Genomic DNA, 21,173 nt, shown 5'->3' on the forward strand with positions numbered 1-21,173 from the left:
ATACTTCGATTTTAATAGTAAGAACGGGTGCAACTGCATCCGTTCTTTTTTGTGTTCTTGTATAGTTCACATATATTTGCTATAATATTTTGTCAGCGGGAGGTAGTTATGACAGAATATAAATTGGGACTTGATATTGGATCCACCACGATCAAAGTCGTGTTGATTGATGGGGAAGATAATATCTTGTTTGAAAGATATCGGCGTCATTTTTCAGACGTCAGGGGTGAACTATTAAATCTGTTTCGGGAAATTGCGCAGGAATGCGGTACATATACGGTCACTTCGGCTATTACAGGTTCCGGGGGACTTTCTGTTGCCAAAATTCTAGGACTTCCTTTTATTCAAGAAGTAGTTGCGGGGGCGCGCGCAACGCAAAAATATATTCCGCAAGCGGATGTCGTTCTTGAGCTTGGGGGAGAAGATGCAAAGATCACTTATATGAAGCCATCGCTCGAACAGCGGATGAACGGGACCTGTGCAGGCGGTACAGGAGCCTTTATAGACCAGATGGCAACTTTGCTGAATACGGATCCGATGGGCTTAAACGAGCTTGCTAAAACCTATCAGACAATTTATCCGATCGCCGCGCGCTGCGGCGTATTTGCAAAAACAGATGTGCAGCCATTGGTCAATGAAGGCGCAGCGAAGGAAGACATTGCTGCTTCCATCTTCCAGTCGGTTGTAAATCAGACGATATCCGGACTTGCCTGCGGCAGGCCGATTCGGGGCAACGTTGCATTTTTGGGAGGTCCGCTTCATTATTTAACGGAGCTGCGCAGCCGATTTATAGATACTCTGAATTTAAAAGATGAAGCAATTATCCATCCGGAAAATTCGCACCTCTTTGTTGCGCTTGGCGCTGCATTGATGGCAGAAGGCAAAGAGTTTCAAATCAGCGAATTGCCGGGAATGCTTGAGCATGCAAGCGAAGGAGAGCACGAAACGCGGCGGCTGCGGGCATTGTTTGAAAATCAGGAAGAGTATGATGAATTCCAAAATCGGCATGCGCAGAAAAATGCCGTGCGGGCCGATTTAAAAGGTGCAGAGGGCGCATGCTATTTGGGATTGGATGCCGGGAGCACAACAATCAAAGCAGTCTTGATTGACGATCAAAGCAGAATACTGTATTCCCACTACCATTCCAATGAGGGAAGCCCGCTTGATTCCGCAGTAGAAATTGTACGCGATATTTATAATAAAATTCCTTCAGGCGCCTATATCGCAGGTGCATGCGTTACGGGATATGGGGAAGCAATCATAAAAGAAGCGCTGAAACTTGATCTTGGCGAGATTGAGACAATGGCGCACTATAAGGCGGCGGAATTTTTTAATAGGGATGTGGATCTCATTATTGATATCGGTGGGCAAGATATGAAATGCTTGCGGATTAAGAATGGTGTCGTAGATGGGATTATGTTAAACGAGGCCTGTTCTTCCGGTTGCGGCAGCTTCCTGCAGACATTTGCTTTCTCGCTGGGGATACCGATTCAGGAATTCGCACAAGAAGCGCTCAAGGCGAAGAATCCTGTCGATCTTGGGACGCGTTGCACCGTATTTATGAATAGCCGGGTGAAACAGGCGCAGAAAGAGGGGGCGACCGTAGGAGACATCTCCGCCGGGCTTTCCTATTCGGTTGTAAAGAATGCATTATATAAAGTGATTAAGGTCAAAGATCCGCAAGATCTCGGCAGAAATATTGTCGTACAAGGCGGAACCTTTAAAAACGATGCGATCCTGCGCTCCTTTGAACTGGAGTTGGGGCGTGAGGTCGTCCGTCCGGATATCGCGGAGCTCATGGGCGCGTTCGGCGCTGCTTTGCTTGCCAAGAAAGAAATGAAGGGAAAGCGCTCGGGCATCTTATCCCGTGAGGAACTTGAACATTTTACATATAAGGGAAGCTTTGCGCGGTGTGGAAAATGTGAAAACAGATGTATGCTCACGATTACCACCTTCGAGGATGGAAGGAAGTTTGTTTCCGGAAACCGTTGCGAAAAGGGAAGCGGTATTGTACGTAAAAACGACATGCCGAATCTGTTTGATTACAAGCTGAAACGTGTTTTCGAGTATGAGTCTTTGAGCGACGAGGAAGCTCCGAACGGGACAGTGGGGATTCCGCGTGCACTCAATATTTATGAGAACTATCCATTTTGGCATACGATGTTTACCAAGCTCGGCTTCCGTGTCGTATTGTCGGATCCATCCAGCCATTCTATGTTCCAGAAGGGGATGGAGACGATTTCATCGGATACCGTTTGCTATCCGGCAAAGCTGATTCACGGACATATTGAAAACCTTGCCGAAAAGGGTGTAAAACGGATTTTTTATCCATGCGTGCCTTTTGAACGCAAGGAGTTCGACAATACGAACAATCATTACAATTGTCCGGTGGTGACATCTTATCCGGAAGTGATCAAAAACAATATGGATGTCCTTCATGAAAAAGGGATTGAATTTATTAATTTTTTTGTGGCTCTTGATGAACCGGAGTTCATGCCGCAGAAGATCATGAAGGAATTCGGAAAATATGGGATTACAGAAAAGCAGGCCAAAGAGGCGGCAGAAGCCGCGTACGCCGCGCTCGATGCGTTTAAGCAGGATATGAGGGAACAGGGCGAAAAGACGATCAAATGGCTCGAGGAGACCGGAAATACAGGCATTGTGCTTGCCGGACGGCCTTACCATGTGGATGCAGAAATCAACCATGGTATTCCATCGTTGATTACAAGCTATGGTCTTGCCGTATTGACGGAGGACAGTGTAGCACATTTGGGGCATCTTGAACGCCCAATCCGGGTAATGGACCAGTGGGCGTTCCACACGCGGTTGTATGAGGCTGCGGCGGCGGTAGGGCGCTATGACTGTCTCCAGCTTGTGCAGCTCAATTCATTTGGATGTGGATTGGATGCGATTACGTCGGATCAGGTGCAGGAGATTATTACGGCGGCTGGGAAAATTTATACGCTGCTCAAGATTGACGAGATCAGTAACCTAGGAGCGGCCAAAATACGAATTCGATCCTTAATTGCAGCACTCAAGGAACAGAAAGAGGAACAGGCAGAAAAACCGAAGCCGGAACGCAAAGATGCCATATGGCATCGTCGGATTTTTACAAAAGAAATGCGCGAGAAGGGCACGATCGTCTGTCCGCAGATGGCCCCGCTCCAGTTCCAGTTCCTAAAGCAAGCCTTTGATCCTACGGGCTATCACTTCAAGGTGTTGACGGAAGTGACAAAAGAAGACATCGACGTTGGCCTCAAATATGTGAACAATGACGCATGTTATCCGACGATTATTGTTGTAGGGCAGCTTGTAAATGCGTTTCTAACAGGAAAGCTCGATCCAGACAATACGGTCATTATGCTGACACAGACGGGCGGTGGATGCCGTGCATCTAACTATCTGGCTTTTCTGAGAAAGGCGCTGAAGGAAGCGGGATTTCCTCAGGTAGTGGTGGTATCAATCAATTTCTCAGGATTAGAGAAGAATCCGGGATTCCGTTTTACAGGCGGTCTTGCGATGCGTCTTCTTCTTGCAATTCCGCTAGGTGACTTACTACAGAAATTATTGCTTGCAACCCGTCCTTATGAGAAAAATGAGGGAGAGACCAATGCGCTGTTTAACAGGTGGGTCAAGAAGATACAGGATATCGTAGAACATACGCGTTATTTTGGGTATCGTAAGGCTGCCAAGCAGATGGTCAGGGACTTTGAAGCGATTGAGCGTACAGGTGAGGTGAAACCCAAGGTAGGAATTGTAGGAGAAATTCTTGTGAAATATCATCCGGATGCCAATAATCATGCTATCGACGTGATTGAAAGCGAGGGCGGTGAGGCTGTAATGCCGGCATTGATGGAATTTTTCACCTACAGCTTATATAGTTGCAAGTTCAAGCATGAGGAAATGGGGAAATCCAAAGGAGTCTATAAAGCCGCTATGTTTGGCATTTGGCTGGTCAATTGGTTCCGGAACCCGATTCAGCGTGCGTTGCGCAAGAGCAAATATTACGAGCCGTATCCGAAAATACAGCACCTTGCGGAACGGGCAGAGGAAATGATATCCTGTGGAAACTGCACGGGTGAGGGCTGGTTCCTAACGGCTGAAATGCTGAGCCTGATCGAAGAGGGGACTCCAAACATTATTTGCGTACAACCGTTCGCTTGTCTGCCAAATCATGTAGTGGGCAAGGGAATGATACGGGGGATCAGAAATAAATATCCCCAGGCGAATATTGTGGCAGTGGACTATGACCCGGGCGCGTCGGAGGTTAATCAGCTTAACCGGATTAAACTGATGATCTACAGTGCGTTCGAAAATTTGAAAAAGCAGCAGGCGGAAAAGGCTGCGGCAAATGAGCGGGAATAAAAGGACTGTAAAAAACCGGTATTGCTTAATACCGGTTTTTCTTTTCTGCGGAATGGGCGGCTCGTGTTTTGCGCCTGCGGCGATATAGGATTTCGAGGGAAATTCCCGCTAAAATGCAGGCGAGATATACTGCGCCCCAAATAAGCCATAGATCGTCTGTTTTTCCGCCACCGGGATCCGTTCCATAAGAATGGAGCAGGATACCTGAGAAAAAACCGGCAGCATAGCCAATGGGTACGGAAAACCGTATGGTATGAGAGACAGACGGGAGGGAAAGAAAAATCACTCCTATACCGAAAAAAACAGCAAAAGCGGAAAATCCTTCATGCCATGCCAATCAAATAGAATAAAACGACAGAGCAAAAATTCAAGCAGTAAAATAATGGCGGCGAAAATAGCCTGAAGAAAATGCTTTCGGTTCATTTGGCGGCCTCCTTTATGTTATTGGTCAGGAAACAACCGGAAGCTCAGATTCTGGAACAGGCACTTCCTCATAATCGAGGCTTTCCCATAGTATATCACATGCTATGGGAGTGATAGAGTACAGTCTGCCGCTCTTTCGCAGGAGGGAGCCGTTTTCGCCGATAGAAACGGTAACAGACGCCCCGTCCGTTAAATAGAACCGCAAATGCAGGCCGATCCCGCCGGCAACCTCGTCCTCTTGGGAAGCGCTTCCAAGCAATTTGATCTGATTGACTGCTTCAGTGAGCCGCTTGATATCCTCTGCACGAGAAACTGTTTTTTGTACCGCCGCCGCGGGAACGCTTCCCGTAAAAGCGTCGACCGATTGCACCTCCGCGGGGGAGAGCGAAAAAGCGGATTGGCAGCCTGTAAGCAGCAGAAGAAGACCAACGGAGACGGCCAGCAGAAAAAATTTTCTCACGATCGTTTACCTCACTTTGAATATAGTTCAAATATCTCCAAAAGCCTGCCCTTCGGAACCGTACCACAGGACGTGAAAACCAACAGAACAGGAAACAATACGGCACACAGCACGGCGTTCCATCGTTTCATGGCGATATCCTCCGGGCGAAAATGAGTGTCTGTAGGAGAATGAGAGTTTTTATCTATTATAATATTAATATCCTGATATTTCATGATTGAACAGCCTTTCTTGAGAAAATTCATAAACTGTTCAGAAAAGAGCCGCTATTTGCGCAGATCCACATTTTCGAGGCCGTCGGCAAAAACAAGCAGCTTATCGCGCATTGCCATAGTGTCATCATACCCAACCTGATATTGAGCGGATAACTTTTTTGGATTTTTTTCCATGCGTCCTGCGATAATGGGCCTAGACGGACGAATAATAAGCGCATTTCCTTCGCGTTCCTGTTGCTCTGCAATTTCGATGCTCTTGTTGTAATACTGATAACGATTGGCAATTGTATACGCAAATTCCCTATGGGATGGATACCGTATGTAAGGGAACCAGTTCATTTTACCTTTTTCATGCCGAAACCCCGCGCATCTTGTCAGGACAATTATATTTTTAGTATTACCTTTGGAGAGGGAATACTCAATTGGTATAGAATCACTTGCGCCGCCATCCATCAATTGATGCCCGTCTACCTTTACGATGGTAGACGCCATAGGGATTGCAGCCGTTGCGCAGAGATACTTCATATCAGCATCGTTGTTAAGGTCGGAAAGCTGCTTATAAAATGGTTTTCCATCTTTAACATTTGTCGCGACAATCGTGAGCTTTTTTCTGGAATTTTTGAAAGTGTCATAATCAAAGGGAATGATATTCCTTGTCACTTCATAAAATACATATTTCATCCCGAAAAATGAGCCTGTAGTAAGAAAATTCCATGCGCTCAGATATTTGCGGTTGATACAGGTATTATAAATAGTTAGATTACGTCCCTGCTGTTCAGAGACATAAGAGATCGCGTTGGCCGCACCTGCGGAAACGCCTATGATGTCTTCTGAATGAATTCCGAGATCAAGGAATGCATCCAGGACGCCGGCTGTGTAGGAGCCGCGCATTCCGCCTCCCTCAAGGATTAAACCTGCTTTTGCCATAAAATTCACCTCAATGTTGTATTATAACTTTTCTCAACCAAAAAATCAAAAATGTGATACAATATAGCACGGGAGCGTACATTTATGTTTGGGATAATTTTGATACTTGTTTGCATAGGGCTATTTTTTCTTTATTTTTTTATGACGATGGGAAAGCCAGTCTATGATTGTTGGCTAAAAGATTACGATTATGCCCACCGGGGATTGCATTCGGAGGAAGTGCCGGAAAATTCGATACCTGCGTTTGAGCATGCCATCCGCCAAGGATATGCCATCGAGTTGGATGTACATCGTTCCAAAGACGGCATATTGGTGGTATTTCATGATGACGACTTGGAGCGTATGACAGGAAGGAAGGGTAGGATTGAGGACCTTGCGCTGACGGAACTGCAGACTCTTCGCCTCGCCGGGACCGAAGAAAAGATTCCAACCTTTGACGCGGTATTAAAAGCAGTTGGCGGAAAAGTGCCGTTGCTAATTGAATTGAAAAATACAGGACGGGCAGGAAGGCTAGAAGTGGATGTTTGCGAACGGCTAAAAGGCTATGAGGGAAAGTTCGCAGTACAGTCGTTTTCTCCGTATTCGATGCGTTGGTTTTATAAACATGCGCCGCAGGTGTTGCGCGGCCAGCTTTCCGCAACATTTGAAGAAGGTGCGGAAGCGATCCCAGCATGGCAGCGGTGGGGGCTGCGCCATCTGCTTACCAATGTCATGTGCCGTCCTAATTTTATTAATTATGAAAAAAATGGAGTAAAACAGCCGATTGTCGAACGCTTGCGCAAAAGTGGGGTGCCGGTATTTGCGTGGACGATCCGTTCAGAAGAGGAGCGGAAAGCGGCAGAGCCTTACATTGATGCCCTGGTATTTGAACAATTTGAACCCCAAGGAGGAAAGCATGCGCAATAGAGCTCTGGCTATTCTGGTTATCTTGCTTGGGGCGTTCTCTTTCCTGATGTTTGTTCCCGGCTTTTTCCTGATTGGCCTTATTTTAGCAATTGCCGGAGTTATTGCCGGTTCAGCCACGTTAAAAATTTTGCATTTTTACTCTATCGCCGGCATGTTGCTCTCAATCATAGCCTGTATCATTTATATGTTTGCGATGGGCGCTGTAGGAGTTTCGATTTTCAATTGAGGAAAATAATTTGTTTGAGGAGCTTTTTCTGTCTTTATAAATAATCAAAACGAAAACGGGAGTAATAGAGTATGAATGTTTATGATTTTGACGTGAAAAAGATGAATGGAGAAACGCAGAAAATACGCGACTATGAAGGAAATGTTTTACTTATTGTCAATACGGCGAGCAAATGTGGATTTACCCCTCAATTTGAAGGCCTTGAGAAGTTGTACCAAACTTATGGAGAGAAAGGACTTGCCATCATTGGATTTCCGTGTAACCAATTTGCGGGACAGGATCCGGGTACAAACGAAGAGATCAAAGAATTTTGTTCTCTAAATTATGGGGTTACGTTTCCTATGATGGCAAAAATAGATGTCAATGGAAAAGATGCCGAGCCGCTTTATGAGTACCTGAAATCACAAAAGGGCTTTGCCGGGTTTGATATGGAACACCCAATTGCCGGCAAGCTTGACGAAATTCTTCGTGCCGAAAATAAAAATTATGATGAAACCAGTGATATCAAATGGAATTTCACTAAGTTTTTGATTGATAGGAAAGGCACTGTTGTTGAGCGGTTTGAACCAACTGCCACGCCAGATAAAATTGCTCCTGCCATTGAAAAACTCCTCTAAGTTTAAAAAACACCGCTTTTATAGCGGTGCAGCCTGTCGAAAAAGTCAACCGAAAGGTTGACTTTTTCGACAGGCTGACGGAGCAAATATTTGCTCCGTTTTTGTTGCAATTCAGAATAGGCCGACTGTATCTCCATTTTCATCCAGAGTGATATTGACTGCGGCGGGTTTTTTGGGCAAGCCGGGCATACGCATAATGGTTCCGCACAACACAACGATAAATCCTGCTCCGGAGCTTAGTGTTACATCCCGAACATCCATTTTAAAACCTTCGGGTGCTCCCAATTTTTTAGGATCATCGGAAAAAGAGTACTGTGTTTTGGCAATGCAAACGGGAAGATTGGCGTAGCCTTGGTCTTCATACATCGCTATCTTTTGTTTTGCTACTTTAGAGAAATCGACGCGTTCCGCACCATAAACACGGGTAGCAATAGCAGTTATTTTTTGTATAATTGGCTCTGCATAATCATATGGATGACTGGGAGACGAATGGTTCAATATGGAAGCTGTAACAGCATCTGCAAGTTCAAGCGCTCCTTCTCCTCCCTTTGCCCAGACATCACACAAAGCGGCTTTGGTTCCCATCGCCTCTAACTGGCTTAACACTTCATCAAGTTCGGCCTGCGTATCGGTGGTAAAATGATTGAGAGCCACGACAACGGGTAAACCATATGTATTTTTGAGTGTGTTAAGGTGCCGCCGGAGATTAGAGATTCCCTTTTTAACGGCCTCGATATTTTCCACATTAAGCTGGTCTTTTGGAATGCCTCCATGATATTTCAACGCCCGGACAGTGGCGACAAGGACAACCGCATCCGGCCATAGATCTGCCGCCCGGCATTTGATATCGAGAAATTTTTCCGCGCCAAGATCCGCGCCGAACCCAGCTTCCGTGACGGTATAATCTGCAAGATGGTTTGCCATTTTAGTGGCAATGATGCTGTTGCAGCCATGTGCAATATTGGCAAAGGGTCCGCCATGCATAAAAACCGGAGTGTGTTCCAGAGTTTGTACTAGGTTTGGCTTGATTGCCTCTTTGAGGATGACGGACATTGCTCCGCCCGCGCCAAGGTCTTTGGCAAATACAGGCTGCCCATCAAGATTGTAAGCGACAGTAATTCTATCAAGCCGCCTTCTGAGATCATCTGAGTCGGAAGCAAGACACAGCACTGCCATAATCTCGGAAGCTGCGGAAATATCGAATCCGTCCTGACGCGGCACACCATCCGTACGCTCGCCCAATCCGCAAATAATATTTCGAAGCGCACGGTCGTTCATATCCATGCAGCGTTTAAAAGTAATATTTTTTACGTCGATGCGTAACTCGTTTCCATGATAAATGTGATTGTCAATCATGGCGCACAACAAATTATTAGCAGTTGTCACGGCATAAATATCGCCAGTAAAATGCAGATTAATATCTTCCATCGGAATTGCCTGGGCATACCCGCCTCCCGTCGCGCCTCCTTTGATGCCAAATACCGGCCCCAAAGAAGGCTCGCGTAAGGCGAGACACGTTTTTTGTCCTCTGCGGGAAAGGGCATCTGCAAGGCCGATCGAAACAGTTGTTTTGCCTTCGCCCGCAGGTGTGGGATTGATGGCGGTAACGAGGATTAAGCGCCCTGGCTGGCGTGTCTCTTCCAGCTTCTTTAAATAGGAAAGCTGCACTTTGGCAATATCTTTTCCGTAAGGAATCAATACATTTTCCGGAATACCAAGCTTTTGTGCAATTTTTAAAATGGGCTCCGCTGTTACGGAATTTGCGATTTTCAAATCATTATTCATCGGTGTCACTCCTAGGATAATTTGGCTATTGCTTCTATTTTCGTTCATCTGCATATGTTTGTCAATGTGTGTTATAATAATAGGCATGGAAAAAGAATTAGATTTTTTTAGAATAGACGACGCCTACTATGGAGGAGATCAAAACTGGCACACCCATCATATGATGAAATTGGGGGGCTGTTCGGCCGTGTGCGCATGCGAGCAGTGCATTGTATTGGCACGCTCGTTTCCCGCGCTTAGAAAACTATATCCGTATGATCCATTCCATGTGACACGGGAAGATTTTCTGAAATTTTTTGAACTTATGTTCCGGTATATCTATCCCGGCATCGGAGGCCTCACCAGTATCGATAAGTTTGAACGAATGTTCTTGCGTTATGCACAGGACGCGGGAGTCGGGCTTGCATTGGAAAAGATTGACGGTCACGCGGATATCTCACAGGCAAAAAAATTTGTACAAGGAGCGATTGGGAATGGCGTGCCTGTTATGTATCTGATGCTCAAACATTTTGATGTGGCGTTTGACGAATATGAATGGCATTGGTTTAACCTGACCGGATATGAAAGCGACGGTGAAGAAATGAACGTGATTTTTGCGACGTGGGGAAAGCGGTGTTCGTTTGATTTTGTTCGTGCGTGGAATACTGGAAAATTTTGGCGGGGCGGTATGTTGAGAATTGCAGATACATGCTTGAAATAAAGATAGGTTTCCTGAACTTCCGAACCATGGCAGGCAGGAAAGCACTTTACATCCGGGGTTGTTTTTAATATACTTATAAAATACGGTCTTATGTTCTTGCATAAGGCGTGATTGGCGAAAGGGGCATTTCAAAAAGCATGAAGAAAAAGTTGATTGTATTACTTGTTATCGTGATAGCTGCGGTGACTGTTTTAGCTGGCTGCGGAGGCGCACAGGAAATTAAGAGGCCGGAAGCGGACGGAACAAAATTTGAAGTAACAGGATCCTGCACGGCGGAACTTACCGACGGCAAGCTGATTGTTTCCGGAGAGACCAACCTGATGGATGGTACCAACGGTATCATCAGTGTATTGAATTCAGATGGAACCCGTATTGACCAACAGAAGATAACCAAGGAAGGGAATAACCTGAAAGCGGAATTTACAGTGAAAGAAGATTGGCCGGAGACCGTTTATGGGTTCGTGATGTTTGATACATCCAAGTCGGATGGACAGCCGGAGGCGGTGAAACAGGCCTACGGAAAAAAATTCCAGAATCTCGAAGGAGAAGATCTTATTTGGGATAAGAACGGTGTTATCGTCGTGTTTCAAAGTGAAGCGGTAAAAGTAAAATAAACGGGACTAGCACGACGGGGTGAGTATTCCGGCGTTGGCTTTCGGGAAAGCTTGAGCATAGCCGGAAACTTCCGGTTTTTTGTTTCGTGTATGAAACGGCAGTGTACGGTCTGCGCAGGTAGAAATGCGCAAACCCTGATTTTAAGATGGGAGTGTAATAACGATGAATGAGATCAAAGAAATAGCGCAGCGAATTAGCGTTTTGCGTGAGATAGAAGAAATCAGCATTGAAGAGATGGCGCAGCTGACCGGAAAAACTATAGAAGAATACAGGGAATATGAAGCTGGAGAGAGGGATTTCTCATTTAGCTTTTTGTATACGCTAGCGAACCGTTTCGGAGTTGATATTACGGAACTTCTTACGGGTGACAATGCAAAACTTAAAACCTTTACCTTGGTGCGGAAGGGCGAGGGGCTTAAAATGGAACGCCGCAAAGCTTATAAATACCAGCATCTTGCGCCGATTTTTAAAAATAGGGCGATGGAGCCATTCCTTGTGACGGTGGAGCCAAAAGATACGGATGCCGTAAAAAAGAATGCGCATGAAGGCCAGGAACTCAATTATGTCGTGGAAGGAAGCATGACAATTTTTATCCATGATGCAGAGATACGCCTGAATGAAGGAGATACCGTATATTTTGATGCTTCTACGCCGCATGCGATGCGCGCGGAAGATGGAAAACCCTGCAAATTTCTGGCAATTATTTCAAAGTGAGGACGGACATGAGGATATACGAAAAATTTAGCACGACAGGATTTACGAGCTATGAAGATTTTGCACAGAATTTTAAGACGTTTGTGCCGGAAAATTTTAATTTTGGATTTGATGTGGTAGATGAACTTGCGAAAGAAAAGCCGGAGAAGCGGGCGCTTCTCTGGACGAATGATGCAGACGAGGAAAAAACATTTACCTTTAGCGACATCAGCAGGCTATCAAATCAGGCGGCAAATTTTTTCAAAAATGCGGGAATTACAAAAGGCGATAAGGTTATGTTGATCTTAAAGCGCCATTATGAATTCTGGATTGCGATTATCGGCTTGCATAAACTTGGCGCCATTGCTATTCCGGCGACACACCTTTTGACGAAGAAAGATATTGTGTACCGTAACAATGCCGCTGATGTCAAGATGATTGTCTGCACAAAAGATGGGGAATTGAAGGAACATGTGGAGGATTCGGAAGCGGAATCCCCCACGCTTGAAAAGAAAGTCATTGTAGGGGAGAAAAGGGAAGGTTGGCTTGAATTCTGGGAGGAAATGGAAAAATGTGGGCAGGATTTTCCGCGCCCTCAAGGAGAGGAAGCAACGCATAACGATGATATTATGCTCCTGTATTTCACATCGGGAACAACCGGAATGCCCAAGATGGTGGCGCACAATTTCGTGTATCCGCTGGGGCATATTGTAACGGCAGTTTATTGGCATAATGCTGATCCGGACGGCCTGCATCTTACGGTAGCGGATACAGGCTGGGCCAAGAGCGCATGGGGAAAGCTCTATGGTCAATGGTTGGCGGAAACGTGTATCTTTGTGTATGACATGGATAAATTTGTACCGGACCGCCTTCTGAAAAAGATCGAGCGGTATCAGGTTACGACATTTTGCGCACCGCCGACAATCTACCGTTATTTTATTAAAGAAGATCTTAGTAAATACGATCTTTCTTCGCTGAAGTATGCGACAATCGCGGGAGAACCGTTGAACCCGGAGGTATATTATCAGTTTTTGGAGGCGACAGGGCTGAAGCTGATGGAAATCTACGGCCAGACAGAGCTTACCGTGACAATCGGAAATTTCATCTGGATGGAGCCGCGCCCTGGTTCCATGGGCAAGCCAAATGCCATGTATGATCTTGATATTGTGGATGAAAATGGAGATTCCTGCGCACCGGGCGAGACAGGGGAAATTGTGGTTTATACGGATAAGGAAGTCCCCACAGGAATGTTCCTTGGTTATTATCGCGATGAAGAGCGTACGCAAAGCGTATGGAACTACGGCGTATACCATACCGGAGATGTGGCATGGAAAGATGAGGACGGTTATTTTTGGTACGTTGGACGTGCGGATGATGTGATTAAATCATCGGGATACCGTATTGGGCCGTTTGAAGTGGAAAGCGCCCTGATGGAGCATCCTGCGGTGCTTGAAACAGCAATCACGGGGGTTCCTCATCCGGAACGCGGACAGATTGTTAAAGCGACGATTGTTCTTGCGGAAGGATATGAACCGACAGAGGAACTGAAAAAGGAACTACAGAATCATGTGAAAAAAACAACGGCCCCGTATAAATATCCACGTGAAATTGAATTTGTAACGGAACTGCCCAAAACAATTAGTGGAAAAATTCGCCGGGTGGAACTTCGGGAAAAAGACCAGAAAAAGAAATAAAGCGTTCCAGGAAAGGAAAAAATGATGGAAGCAAAAACAAACAAAACGAATAAAATACCTTTTATTATTTTAGCAATTATTGTACTTGCGGTATGTGTGATCTATTTTGTAGGCTTTGGGGGCTATCTCAATTCAGCGGCAGCGGCTTCAGGACTGACATTGGGGCTCCCGATGGTTCTCTACTACCTATATTTGTACGGCGGGATGATGATCGCCTGCATTGCTGTTTTGATGATAATGGTACTGACGCTCAAAAATATGCGCGAATTTTTTGCGAAAATTTTTGTGTGGGGCACTTTCTTACTCGCAATGCTCGCAAGCGCCGGCTTCTTTGGGAATTTAGCACAGGTTTCCAGCTTCACGTCTATTGATCAGGGGATTGCATATTTTGCAACCTATGTACCTTATGTAGCGCTTGTGGTCGCATCCATTTCACTTATTGTGCAATGGGACAGTAGCAACCGTAAAAAGGCGAATATGATTTCGCTCGTGTGCACCTTGATTTCGGCGGCAATGACAATATTGCTGATCTCCAATATTATGACACAAATGAAATCAATGCTTGATACGCTTGGCACAATGCAGACGGCGTATATTTTTCAATATACTTTTATGATCATGACTGCCGTTGCCTGTTCGATAATGTGTATGCTGTATTTCTATGTGACGCTTAATCGCAGGAAATTCGACTGCCATATGATTGGGATGACTGATGAAGAGGCTGAGATTGTAGAACGCATTGAGGCACGTGTTGATGAGATTGCAGATGAAGTAGAAGAACTTGCTGCAGAAGGCGAGGCAATCATCAAAGCGGAAACGGAAATTCAAAAAGAAATCGATGGCCAGATCGGCGAAACGGAGAAAGAGGCTGCGGAGATTCTGGAAGATACAGATTCTGTGAGCATAGAAATAGGAGAAACTGAGGAAAAGTAAACTGAAAATAGCGTATAACAGCAACGCCTGCGGGGAAGCCCACGGGCGTTTTTTCTTGGAAATATCGGTTTGCTATGGTATAATATAATATCTGTAGCGGTAAGGAGTGAGAAAATGAAAAGTTATCGTGAAGTACTGGAATTTCAGATTCCGCAGCGCAGGCAATTTTTGAATATTACGCCCCAGGTGGAAAAGGCAGTCCAAAAGAGCGGCATTCAGGAGGGATTGTGCCTTGTGAACGCTATGAATATTACAGCGAGCGTTTTTATTAATGATGATGAAAGCGGATTACATGCTGATTTTGAGAAATGGCTGGAGCGCCTTGCGCCGGAAAAACCATACAGCCAATATGCCCATAACGGCTATGAAGACAATGCGGATGCCCATATGAAACGTACTGTGATGGGGCGTGAGACAGTGGTTGCAGTCACGAACGGCCGGCTTGATTTTGGAACATGGGAACAGATATTCTACGGTGAATTTGACGGTAAGCGCCAAAAGCGTGTTTTGATCAAGATAATAGGAGAATGACCTTTTGAAATCAACAGAGGAAGAACTGCAAAAACCAGAGGACAGCGACCAAAAAGCAGAGCTGGAAAAATTGCGGGAGAGCGATAAACCGCGCAGAAAAGGCCCGGCAGAGCGGATGTGGGCGCCAATCAAGCTGCATCTTGATGAAGATTACCAGTATGTTACCAAAAATTGGGGCCTGCGTTTTTTATATTATTTTGCGATGTTTGTGGGAATGCCTTTCGGATATTTGTTTTTTAAAATCCGTTGGGGATTCGGCGTCATCAATAAGAAAAATGCAAAACTTGTGAAAAAGACATCCGCAATTACAGTGGCAAACCATGTACATAATATGGATTCGCCTATGCTTACTTATGTATTTTATCCGAGTGCGCCCTACTTTGTTGCCTTGAAGCATAATTTTGAAGCATTTATTATCGGCGGGTTGGTACGTGTGCTGAGGGGAGTGCCGCTCCCATCCGACTTGAAGAACTTTGAACGTTTTTCCGAGCAAATGAATGATGCGCTTCAGAATACGACGCGCAAAGTACATATGTATCCGGAAGGCGAAATCGCACCCTATTCAAAGGAGCTGCGAAAATTTAAAAATGGCGCATTTCACTTTGCTGTAAAAAATAATGTACCTGTTTTGCCAATGGTATTTGTTTTTCCAAAACCCAAAAAGGTAAAACTGATTGTTGGAAAGCCGATTTATGTGAAGGATGTTCCGGGAGCGGAAGGACTGAAGGCGCCGAAGCAGACGGTGCTGATGTGCAGGTATGTGAGGGAAAAGATGCAGGAAATGCTGGATGACTATTATGGAGGACTTGAGAAATGAAAATTAGGAAAGCGGTGATTCCCGCGGCAGGGCTGGGTACGCGTTTTTTACCAGCCACCAAGGCGCAGCCGAAGGAAATGCTGCCTATTGTAGATAAGCCCACAATTCAATATATTGTTGAAGAAGCGGTCGCAAGCGGAATTGAAAGCATTGTAATTATTACAGGCAGGAGCAAGCGTGCGATTGAAGACCATTTCGATAAATCGATTGAGCTGGAATTGGAACTGACGAAAAAAAACAAGTGCGAGCTTTTGCAGCTTGTGGAAGATATTGCCAGCATGGTAAATATGATGTATGTGCGCCAGAAAGAGCCGCTTGGTCTCGGACATGCAATTCTGACTGCCAAAGATTTTATAGGGAACGAACCATTCGGGGTGATTTTGGGCGACGATGTGGTAAAAGGAAAACGTCCTGCGCTTGGCCAGCTTATGGACGCTTACTGTGAATGTGGATCCACAGTGCTTGGCGTACAGCGGGTAGATATTAAAGATACAGACAAATATGGCGTAATCGCTACCGATGATCCTGATGGAAGAATGCATAAGGTTTCCGACCTTGTCGAAAAACCCGGACCGAAAAATGCTCCTTCTGATATTGCGATTTTGGGGCGCTATGTGCTTACTCCGGGAATTTTCGAAGCGATTGAAAATACTCCGCCGGGAAAAGGCGGAGAGATCCAGCTTACGGATGCGATTCGCAGGTTGCGGGCAACAGAAGAGGTCTATGCGTACGAATTTGAAGGAAAACGTTACGATGTAGGGGACAAACTGGGATTTTTAAAGGCAACCTGCGAGTTTGCGCTCGACAGGGAGGACCTTAGGGGAGATTTTGAACAGTATTTAAAAGAATTGGTTGGAGGAATCAAATGAGCGATATCAAGGATATCAAATTAGCGCCTTCCGGCAAGCAAAAAATTGAGTGGGTTAAGAGATATATGCCTGTTTTAAAAAGCTTCGAGGAAGAATTTGCGGCGCAAAAACCATTTGATGGTTATAAAATGTGCGTATGCTGCCATCTTGAAGCCAAAACAGCCTACCTGATTCAGGTGATCCAGGCATGCGGCGCGCAGGTTGCGGCGTGTGCATCGAATCCATTGTCTACACAGGATGATGTAGTCGCGGCACTTGTTGAAGGTGGGGCGGATGTATATGCAATCCATGGCGAAACAATGAAGCAATATGATTCACATATCAGGAGTGCACTCGGCACAAAGCCAAATTTGATCGTGGACGACGGTGGTGATGTGATCACAATGCTGCATGAGGAATTCCCGGAACTTCTTGCGGATGTAATCGGTGCGAGCGAGGAGACAACGACAGGGGTACTGCGCCTCAAAGCGATGGAAAAAGCGGGTGAACTTAAAATTCCCGTGATTCCAGTGAATGACGCGCAGTGCAAATATATGTTTGATAACCGATATGGCACCGGGCAGTCTGTTTGGGATGGAATCATGCGTACGACAAATCTGATTGTTGCAGGAAAGCGCGTGGTAGTTGCAGGGTATGGCTGGTGTGGGAAAGGCGTTGCAAAACGGGCTGCCGCGCTTGGCGCACGGGTAATTGTAACGGAAATTGACCATATCAAGGCGACGGAGGCCCTGATGGATGGATTTGACGTAATGAGCATGAACGATGCGGCGGCCCTTGGAGATATTTTTGTTACCGTCACAGGATGTGAAGATGTTATTGTTGGGCGCCATTTCGATAGAATGAAGGACGGCGTGCTGCTTGCGAATGCAGGGCATTTTGATTGTGAGGTCAAAGTCTCCGAACTCGCAGAGATGAGCGAGAAAGTCGTTGAGATGAGAAACAACGTGGATGGTTATGTGCAGAAGGATGGAAGAATCTTAAACGTTATTGCGGGCGGACGTCTTGTAAACTTAGCTTCAGGTGACGGACATCCGGCGGAAATTATGGATATGAGCTTTGCTTTGCAGTTCCTTGCCCAGAAATACCTAAAAGAAAATTATGATTCGCTGCACCCGGGCCTTTTGAACTTGCCGAAAGACATCGATTACAGCGTAGCGGTAAGAAAACTGAAAGCGATGGGCGGAACAGTAGATGTACTTACGCCAGAACAGCACAAGTATTTATATGGAGACTAAAATTATGGTAGAAATACGTCATGCGACGCTGATTACAAATAATGACCGGGATGAAGTAATCAGAGATGCAACAATACAGGTAAAAGATGGAAAGATTGCTTATGCGGGGCAGGGGAAAGCGGCTCCTGAATTTGCCCCAGAACGTGTCATTGACGCGCATGGCAACATTATAATGCCTGGTTTTGTGAATATGCATACACATGTCCCTATGAATCTTTTTCGTTCTTATGCAGACGATCTCGACCTGATGACATGGCTGAATACCCGGATATTTCCTGCGGAAGACAAACTGACGGAAGAAAGCGCATATTGGGCCAGTATGGCTGCGATGTGCGAGCTTTCCGCCGCCGGAGTGATTGCCTTCAACGAGATGTATTTTTTTGTCGATTCTATTGCGAGAGCGGCTCAGCAAAGCGGACTGCGCGGAGTTCTTTCACGTGCAGTAGTAACCCCTGCGCCCGGCGTGGGGGAGCGAATGCTGGAAGAGAGCAAAGAACTGTTTGAAAAATACAACGGGAAAGGGCGGCTAAAAGTCTTTTTATCACCACACGCTCAATATACGGTGAACAACGGAATGCTGGAGCAGATTGCAGAGGCGGCAAAGACGCTTGGTACCGGAGTGCATATGCATGTGTCCGAAACACGTGGCGAACATGAAACCTGCCTGAAAGAACAGGGAATGACCCCGATTGAACTTTGCCAAAAAGTTGGGTTGCTTGATGTACCGTTCTATGCCGCACATTGCGTATGGATTGGAGAACATGATATGGAGCTGATGGCGGAATATAATGCAACAGTGCTTTCGTGCCCAAAGAGCAACCTCAAACTTGCGAGCGGGATAGCGCCGCTGACAGAAATGATGCAAAAAGGCGTAAGGGTGACGCTGGGGACAGATGGCGCCGCATCCAATAACAAGCTCTCCATGTGGGAGGAAATGACTTACGCTTCCTTCCTGCAAAAGGGGACAACATACGATCCCAAAACCATGCCTGCAGCACAAACCCTGAAACTTGCTACCCGCTATGGCGCGGAGGCACTAGGCTTGAATAGCGGAGTGGTTGAGGCAGGCAAGAATGCCGATCTCGTCATGGTGAATACGAATGGAGTCCGGTACACGCCGGATTATGATGAAATATCTTTGGCCGTATATGCGGGCAGTGATGCGGATGTGTGCATGACGATGGTCGGCGGGGATATTATTTATGAAGACGGAAAATTTGCATTTGCCGACCTTGACGAAGTAAAAATGAAACTTGCGGAATATGCAGAAAGTATGAAGAAAATTTAAAGGTTAAAACTTATGCGGAAAAAGTCCACCATTATTCTGATTTTTATCATGGTAGCAGCATTGCTGCTCGTTTCTTGTGCACAGGAAGGAGTGCCCTCTACGACGGAACCGGAAGAGAAGCAGGTAAAAGGAACCGTTACCGGAGGGGATGCCTCCCTTGGCGAAACTGTGAACCTGAAAGATATCAATGTAGAACAACAGGGCGAAAATACGGTTGTTACGATGTATTTTTTAAATGGATCGCGTGTCGCCGGGGTTGATGAATCCAAGATATCCGCCGTACCAGAATACAGCGTGCAAATGCTTTCCGCGCCTTTTCGGATGCAAGTTGATCTTTCCGTTGGTTTTTGGGATTATGCTGAAAATAATGAAACCTACAGCAATAGTGTACTGTATGGGCTGTTTAATACGATTCATTCGGACAGCCAAGGGAAACTTTCGGTTTTCTTTCAATTAAATGAACATGTGGAGGCTACGCTGAAAGAGGAAGGAGATAAACTGGTATTTACCCTTACTCCTAGTCCGCAGGCAGGGCAGGAAGCATATTTTGTCGGACTGAATGCATATGAAGCCTACGAGCAGAGCCTTATCCCGGAAGATACTGGTCTCACGCCTACAATGTGTGACGGCCTTGCCGATATTATGTTGATTTCATCGCCGCTTAAGGATGAAGCGTCAGCGAAAAAACTTGCTGAAGAAATCGATTTAAAAATTGCAAATACGGTTCCCGCTAAGAAGGCATATTCATTTTCAATGGAGACGACCGCGCTCCCGGCTTACAACAGGGATGCAGACGCAGAATCCGTGAAGGAAGAACCCGTCGTATTGAAGGACGGCACCCCAACCCCTCTGCCAGTTCTGGTTGAAAACGGACGGTATCTTTGTACAACCGGTAAAGGTAATATTATCTACGCCCGTTCTTATGTTCCAAGCAGCGGGGAGGATATGGAACAAGTATTGAAAGAAAAGTTGTGGATGATAGAAACCAATGGCAAAAAAACACAGCTTGAACTTCCGGATTTTTATAGTGTAGAAAAAGCAGCGGTTTCGGCGGATGGCCGTTATATTGGAATCTTGGATTCCGGAATCGAAAATAAAGTTCTCTATGTGTATGATACGGAAGAGAATATTTTACACAACTTGGGAGAAGAAGGCCTTGGTACGATCACAACATCTTTTGCATGGGATGCGGAGAGGCCAATTGTATATGCAATGTCAGGCCTTGGCACATCGCAGGGAGCAAGTGCGCTCCAGCTTGTGAAGTATGATTTTTCCAAGGAAGCCGGCAACCGTGTGGATGCCATCGGCGGAGACATGCCAGGGGCGGACAGCCGGATTGCGCTGGTAAATGGGAAAATTTACTTTGCCGATAAAGAGGAGGCAAAGATATATTCGCTGGACTTGGCAACGGAAATGAGGGAAGAAGTAGCACAGGGAATTGATTTTGCGGTAGCGCCGGATGGCAATAATATCGCAGCAGTCGTTCCGGTTGTAGAAGAAGGAGGAGAGCTAGGCGGATCGCTTACCTTCAACATTGTGTTAACTAATCTCTCCACAAAAGAGCAGACGGAAATCATGCGGGGAATTGGCGAAGGGGAAAGCCCTAGCATTGGATTTGATGCCGGAAGCGATATCCTCTATTTTACGACCTATTCATATGAAGGAACAACGCCACAATATCAGGTTGCCGTTCTGGAATATTCGATTTCGGCTTCAGAGCTATCCTTGCTCGAGTATTCCAAGACAGAACGCATCATGCCGGGGTTAAATGCAGGAGAAATTTATATTATTAATTACTATAGCCAGAATGAAGACAGTTTTTATGTCACCTATGTCCAGACAGAAAAATAATCTATCCAAAGCCGTCTTGCAGT

The 21,173-nt window shown here is 45.8% G+C and carries 18 protein-coding genes; 15 read left to right on the plus strand and 3 right to left on the minus strand.

The window, feature by feature from the left end:
• The first annotated feature begins 108 nt into the window (after positions 1–108).
• Complete coding sequence (locus H8S18_RS01220; protein WP_186856490.1) at positions 109–4,365, plus strand: 2-hydroxyacyl-CoA dehydratase; 4,257 nt, start codon at positions 109–111, stop codon at positions 4,363–4,365.
• Positions 4,366–4,813: 448 nt separating this feature from the next.
• Here the strand turns inward: H8S18_RS01220 and H8S18_RS01225 are convergent, their stop codons facing one another.
• Together H8S18_RS01225 and H8S18_RS01230 are read right to left on the minus strand one after the other, a co-directional pair.
• Positions 4,814–5,248: a hypothetical protein gene (locus H8S18_RS01225; protein WP_186856491.1), complete on the minus strand. Its 435-nt coding sequence runs from the start codon at positions 5,246–5,248 to the stop codon at positions 4,814–4,816.
• 266 nt (positions 5,249–5,514) lie between these two features.
• A complete protein-coding gene (locus tag H8S18_RS01230) occupies positions 5,515–6,390 on the minus strand; it encodes a patatin-like phospholipase family protein (protein WP_186856492.1) in 876 nt (291 codons plus the stop codon).
• 84 nt (positions 6,391–6,474) lie between these two features.
• Between H8S18_RS01230 and H8S18_RS01235 the strand changes: the two genes are divergently transcribed.
• The 3 genes from H8S18_RS01235 (at position 6,475) to H8S18_RS01245 (ending at position 8,139) form a co-directional block, all read left to right on the plus strand.
• The gene (locus H8S18_RS01235) at positions 6,475–7,296 is read left to right on the plus strand and encodes a glycerophosphodiester phosphodiesterase family protein (protein ID WP_186856493.1); all 822 of its coding nucleotides are present in this window, start codon (positions 6,475–6,477) and stop codon (positions 7,294–7,296) included.
• Positions 7,286–7,522 carry a hypothetical protein gene (locus H8S18_RS01240; protein WP_186856494.1) on the plus strand — a complete coding sequence of 79 codons (237 nt, stop codon included), beginning with the start codon at positions 7,286–7,288 and terminating at the stop codon, positions 7,520–7,522. Before H8S18_RS01235 ends, H8S18_RS01240 begins: the two co-directional genes overlap by 11 nt.
• A gap of 71 nt (positions 7,523–7,593) precedes the next feature.
• Positions 7,594–8,139: a glutathione peroxidase gene (locus H8S18_RS01245; RefSeq protein WP_186856495.1), complete on the plus strand. Its 546-nt coding sequence runs from the start codon at positions 7,594–7,596 to the stop codon at positions 8,137–8,139.
• A gap of 111 nt (positions 8,140–8,250) precedes the next feature.
• Here the strand turns inward: H8S18_RS01245 and H8S18_RS01250 are convergent, their stop codons facing one another.
• A complete protein-coding gene (locus H8S18_RS01250; RefSeq protein WP_186856496.1) occupies positions 8,251–9,924 on the minus strand; it encodes a formate--tetrahydrofolate ligase in 1,674 nt (557 codons plus the stop codon).
• A gap of 85 nt (positions 9,925–10,009) precedes the next feature.
• On the opposite strand from H8S18_RS01250, the gene H8S18_RS01255 reads away from it, so the two are divergent.
• The 11 genes from H8S18_RS01255 (at position 10,010) to H8S18_RS01305 (ending at position 21,150) form a co-directional block, all read left to right on the plus strand.
• On the plus strand, positions 10,010–10,624 hold the full coding sequence (locus H8S18_RS01255) for a hypothetical protein (RefSeq protein WP_186856497.1): 615 nt from the start codon (positions 10,010–10,012) through the stop codon (positions 10,622–10,624).
• Between the two features lie 137 nt (positions 10,625–10,761).
• A complete protein-coding gene (locus H8S18_RS01260) occupies positions 10,762–11,238 on the plus strand; it encodes a hypothetical protein (RefSeq protein WP_186856498.1) in 477 nt (158 codons plus the stop codon).
• Positions 11,239–11,401: 163 nt separating this feature from the next.
• On the plus strand, positions 11,402–11,953 hold the full coding sequence (locus tag H8S18_RS01265) for a helix-turn-helix domain-containing protein (protein ID WP_186856499.1): 552 nt from the start codon (positions 11,402–11,404) through the stop codon (positions 11,951–11,953).
• Positions 11,954–11,967: 14 nt separating this feature from the next.
• A complete protein-coding gene (locus tag H8S18_RS01270; protein ID WP_186856933.1) occupies positions 11,968–13,626 on the plus strand; it encodes an AMP-binding protein in 1,659 nt (552 codons plus the stop codon).
• A gap of 21 nt (positions 13,627–13,647) precedes the next feature.
• Positions 13,648–14,559: a putative sodium/potassium/calcium exchanger gene (locus tag H8S18_RS01275; protein ID WP_186856500.1), complete on the plus strand. Its 912-nt coding sequence runs from the start codon at positions 13,648–13,650 to the stop codon at positions 14,557–14,559.
• Positions 14,560–14,673: 114 nt separating this feature from the next.
• Positions 14,674–15,090: a secondary thiamine-phosphate synthase enzyme YjbQ gene (locus H8S18_RS01280; protein WP_186856501.1), complete on the plus strand. Its 417-nt coding sequence runs from the start codon at positions 14,674–14,676 to the stop codon at positions 15,088–15,090.
• A gap of 4 nt (positions 15,091–15,094) precedes the next feature.
• Complete coding sequence (locus H8S18_RS01285) at positions 15,095–15,907, plus strand: lysophospholipid acyltransferase family protein (RefSeq protein ID WP_186856502.1); 813 nt, start codon at positions 15,095–15,097, stop codon at positions 15,905–15,907.
• Positions 15,904–16,776, plus strand: a complete 873-nt coding sequence (gene galU, locus H8S18_RS01290) for a UTP--glucose-1-phosphate uridylyltransferase GalU (protein WP_186856503.1) — start codon at positions 15,904–15,906, stop codon at positions 16,774–16,776. The genes H8S18_RS01285 and galU overlap by 4 nt, the downstream gene beginning before the upstream one ends.
• Positions 16,773–18,011: an adenosylhomocysteinase gene (locus H8S18_RS01295; protein ID WP_186856504.1), complete on the plus strand. Its 1,239-nt coding sequence runs from the start codon at positions 16,773–16,775 to the stop codon at positions 18,009–18,011. The genes galU and H8S18_RS01295 overlap by 4 nt, the downstream gene beginning before the upstream one ends.
• A gap of 4 nt (positions 18,012–18,015) precedes the next feature.
• Positions 18,016–19,299, plus strand: coding sequence for an amidohydrolase family protein (locus H8S18_RS01300; protein ID WP_186856505.1), 1,284 nt, complete (start codon positions 18,016–18,018; stop codon positions 19,297–19,299).
• Positions 19,300–19,311: 12 nt separating this feature from the next.
• Complete coding sequence (locus H8S18_RS01305) at positions 19,312–21,150, plus strand: hypothetical protein (RefSeq protein WP_186856506.1); 1,839 nt, start codon at positions 19,312–19,314, stop codon at positions 21,148–21,150.
• The last annotated feature ends 23 nt before the right edge of the window (positions 21,151–21,173 follow it).

Source organism: Christensenella tenuis, from assembly GCF_014287795.1.
Lineage (GTDB): Bacteria > Bacillota > Clostridia > Christensenellales > Christensenellaceae > Christensenella > Christensenella tenuis.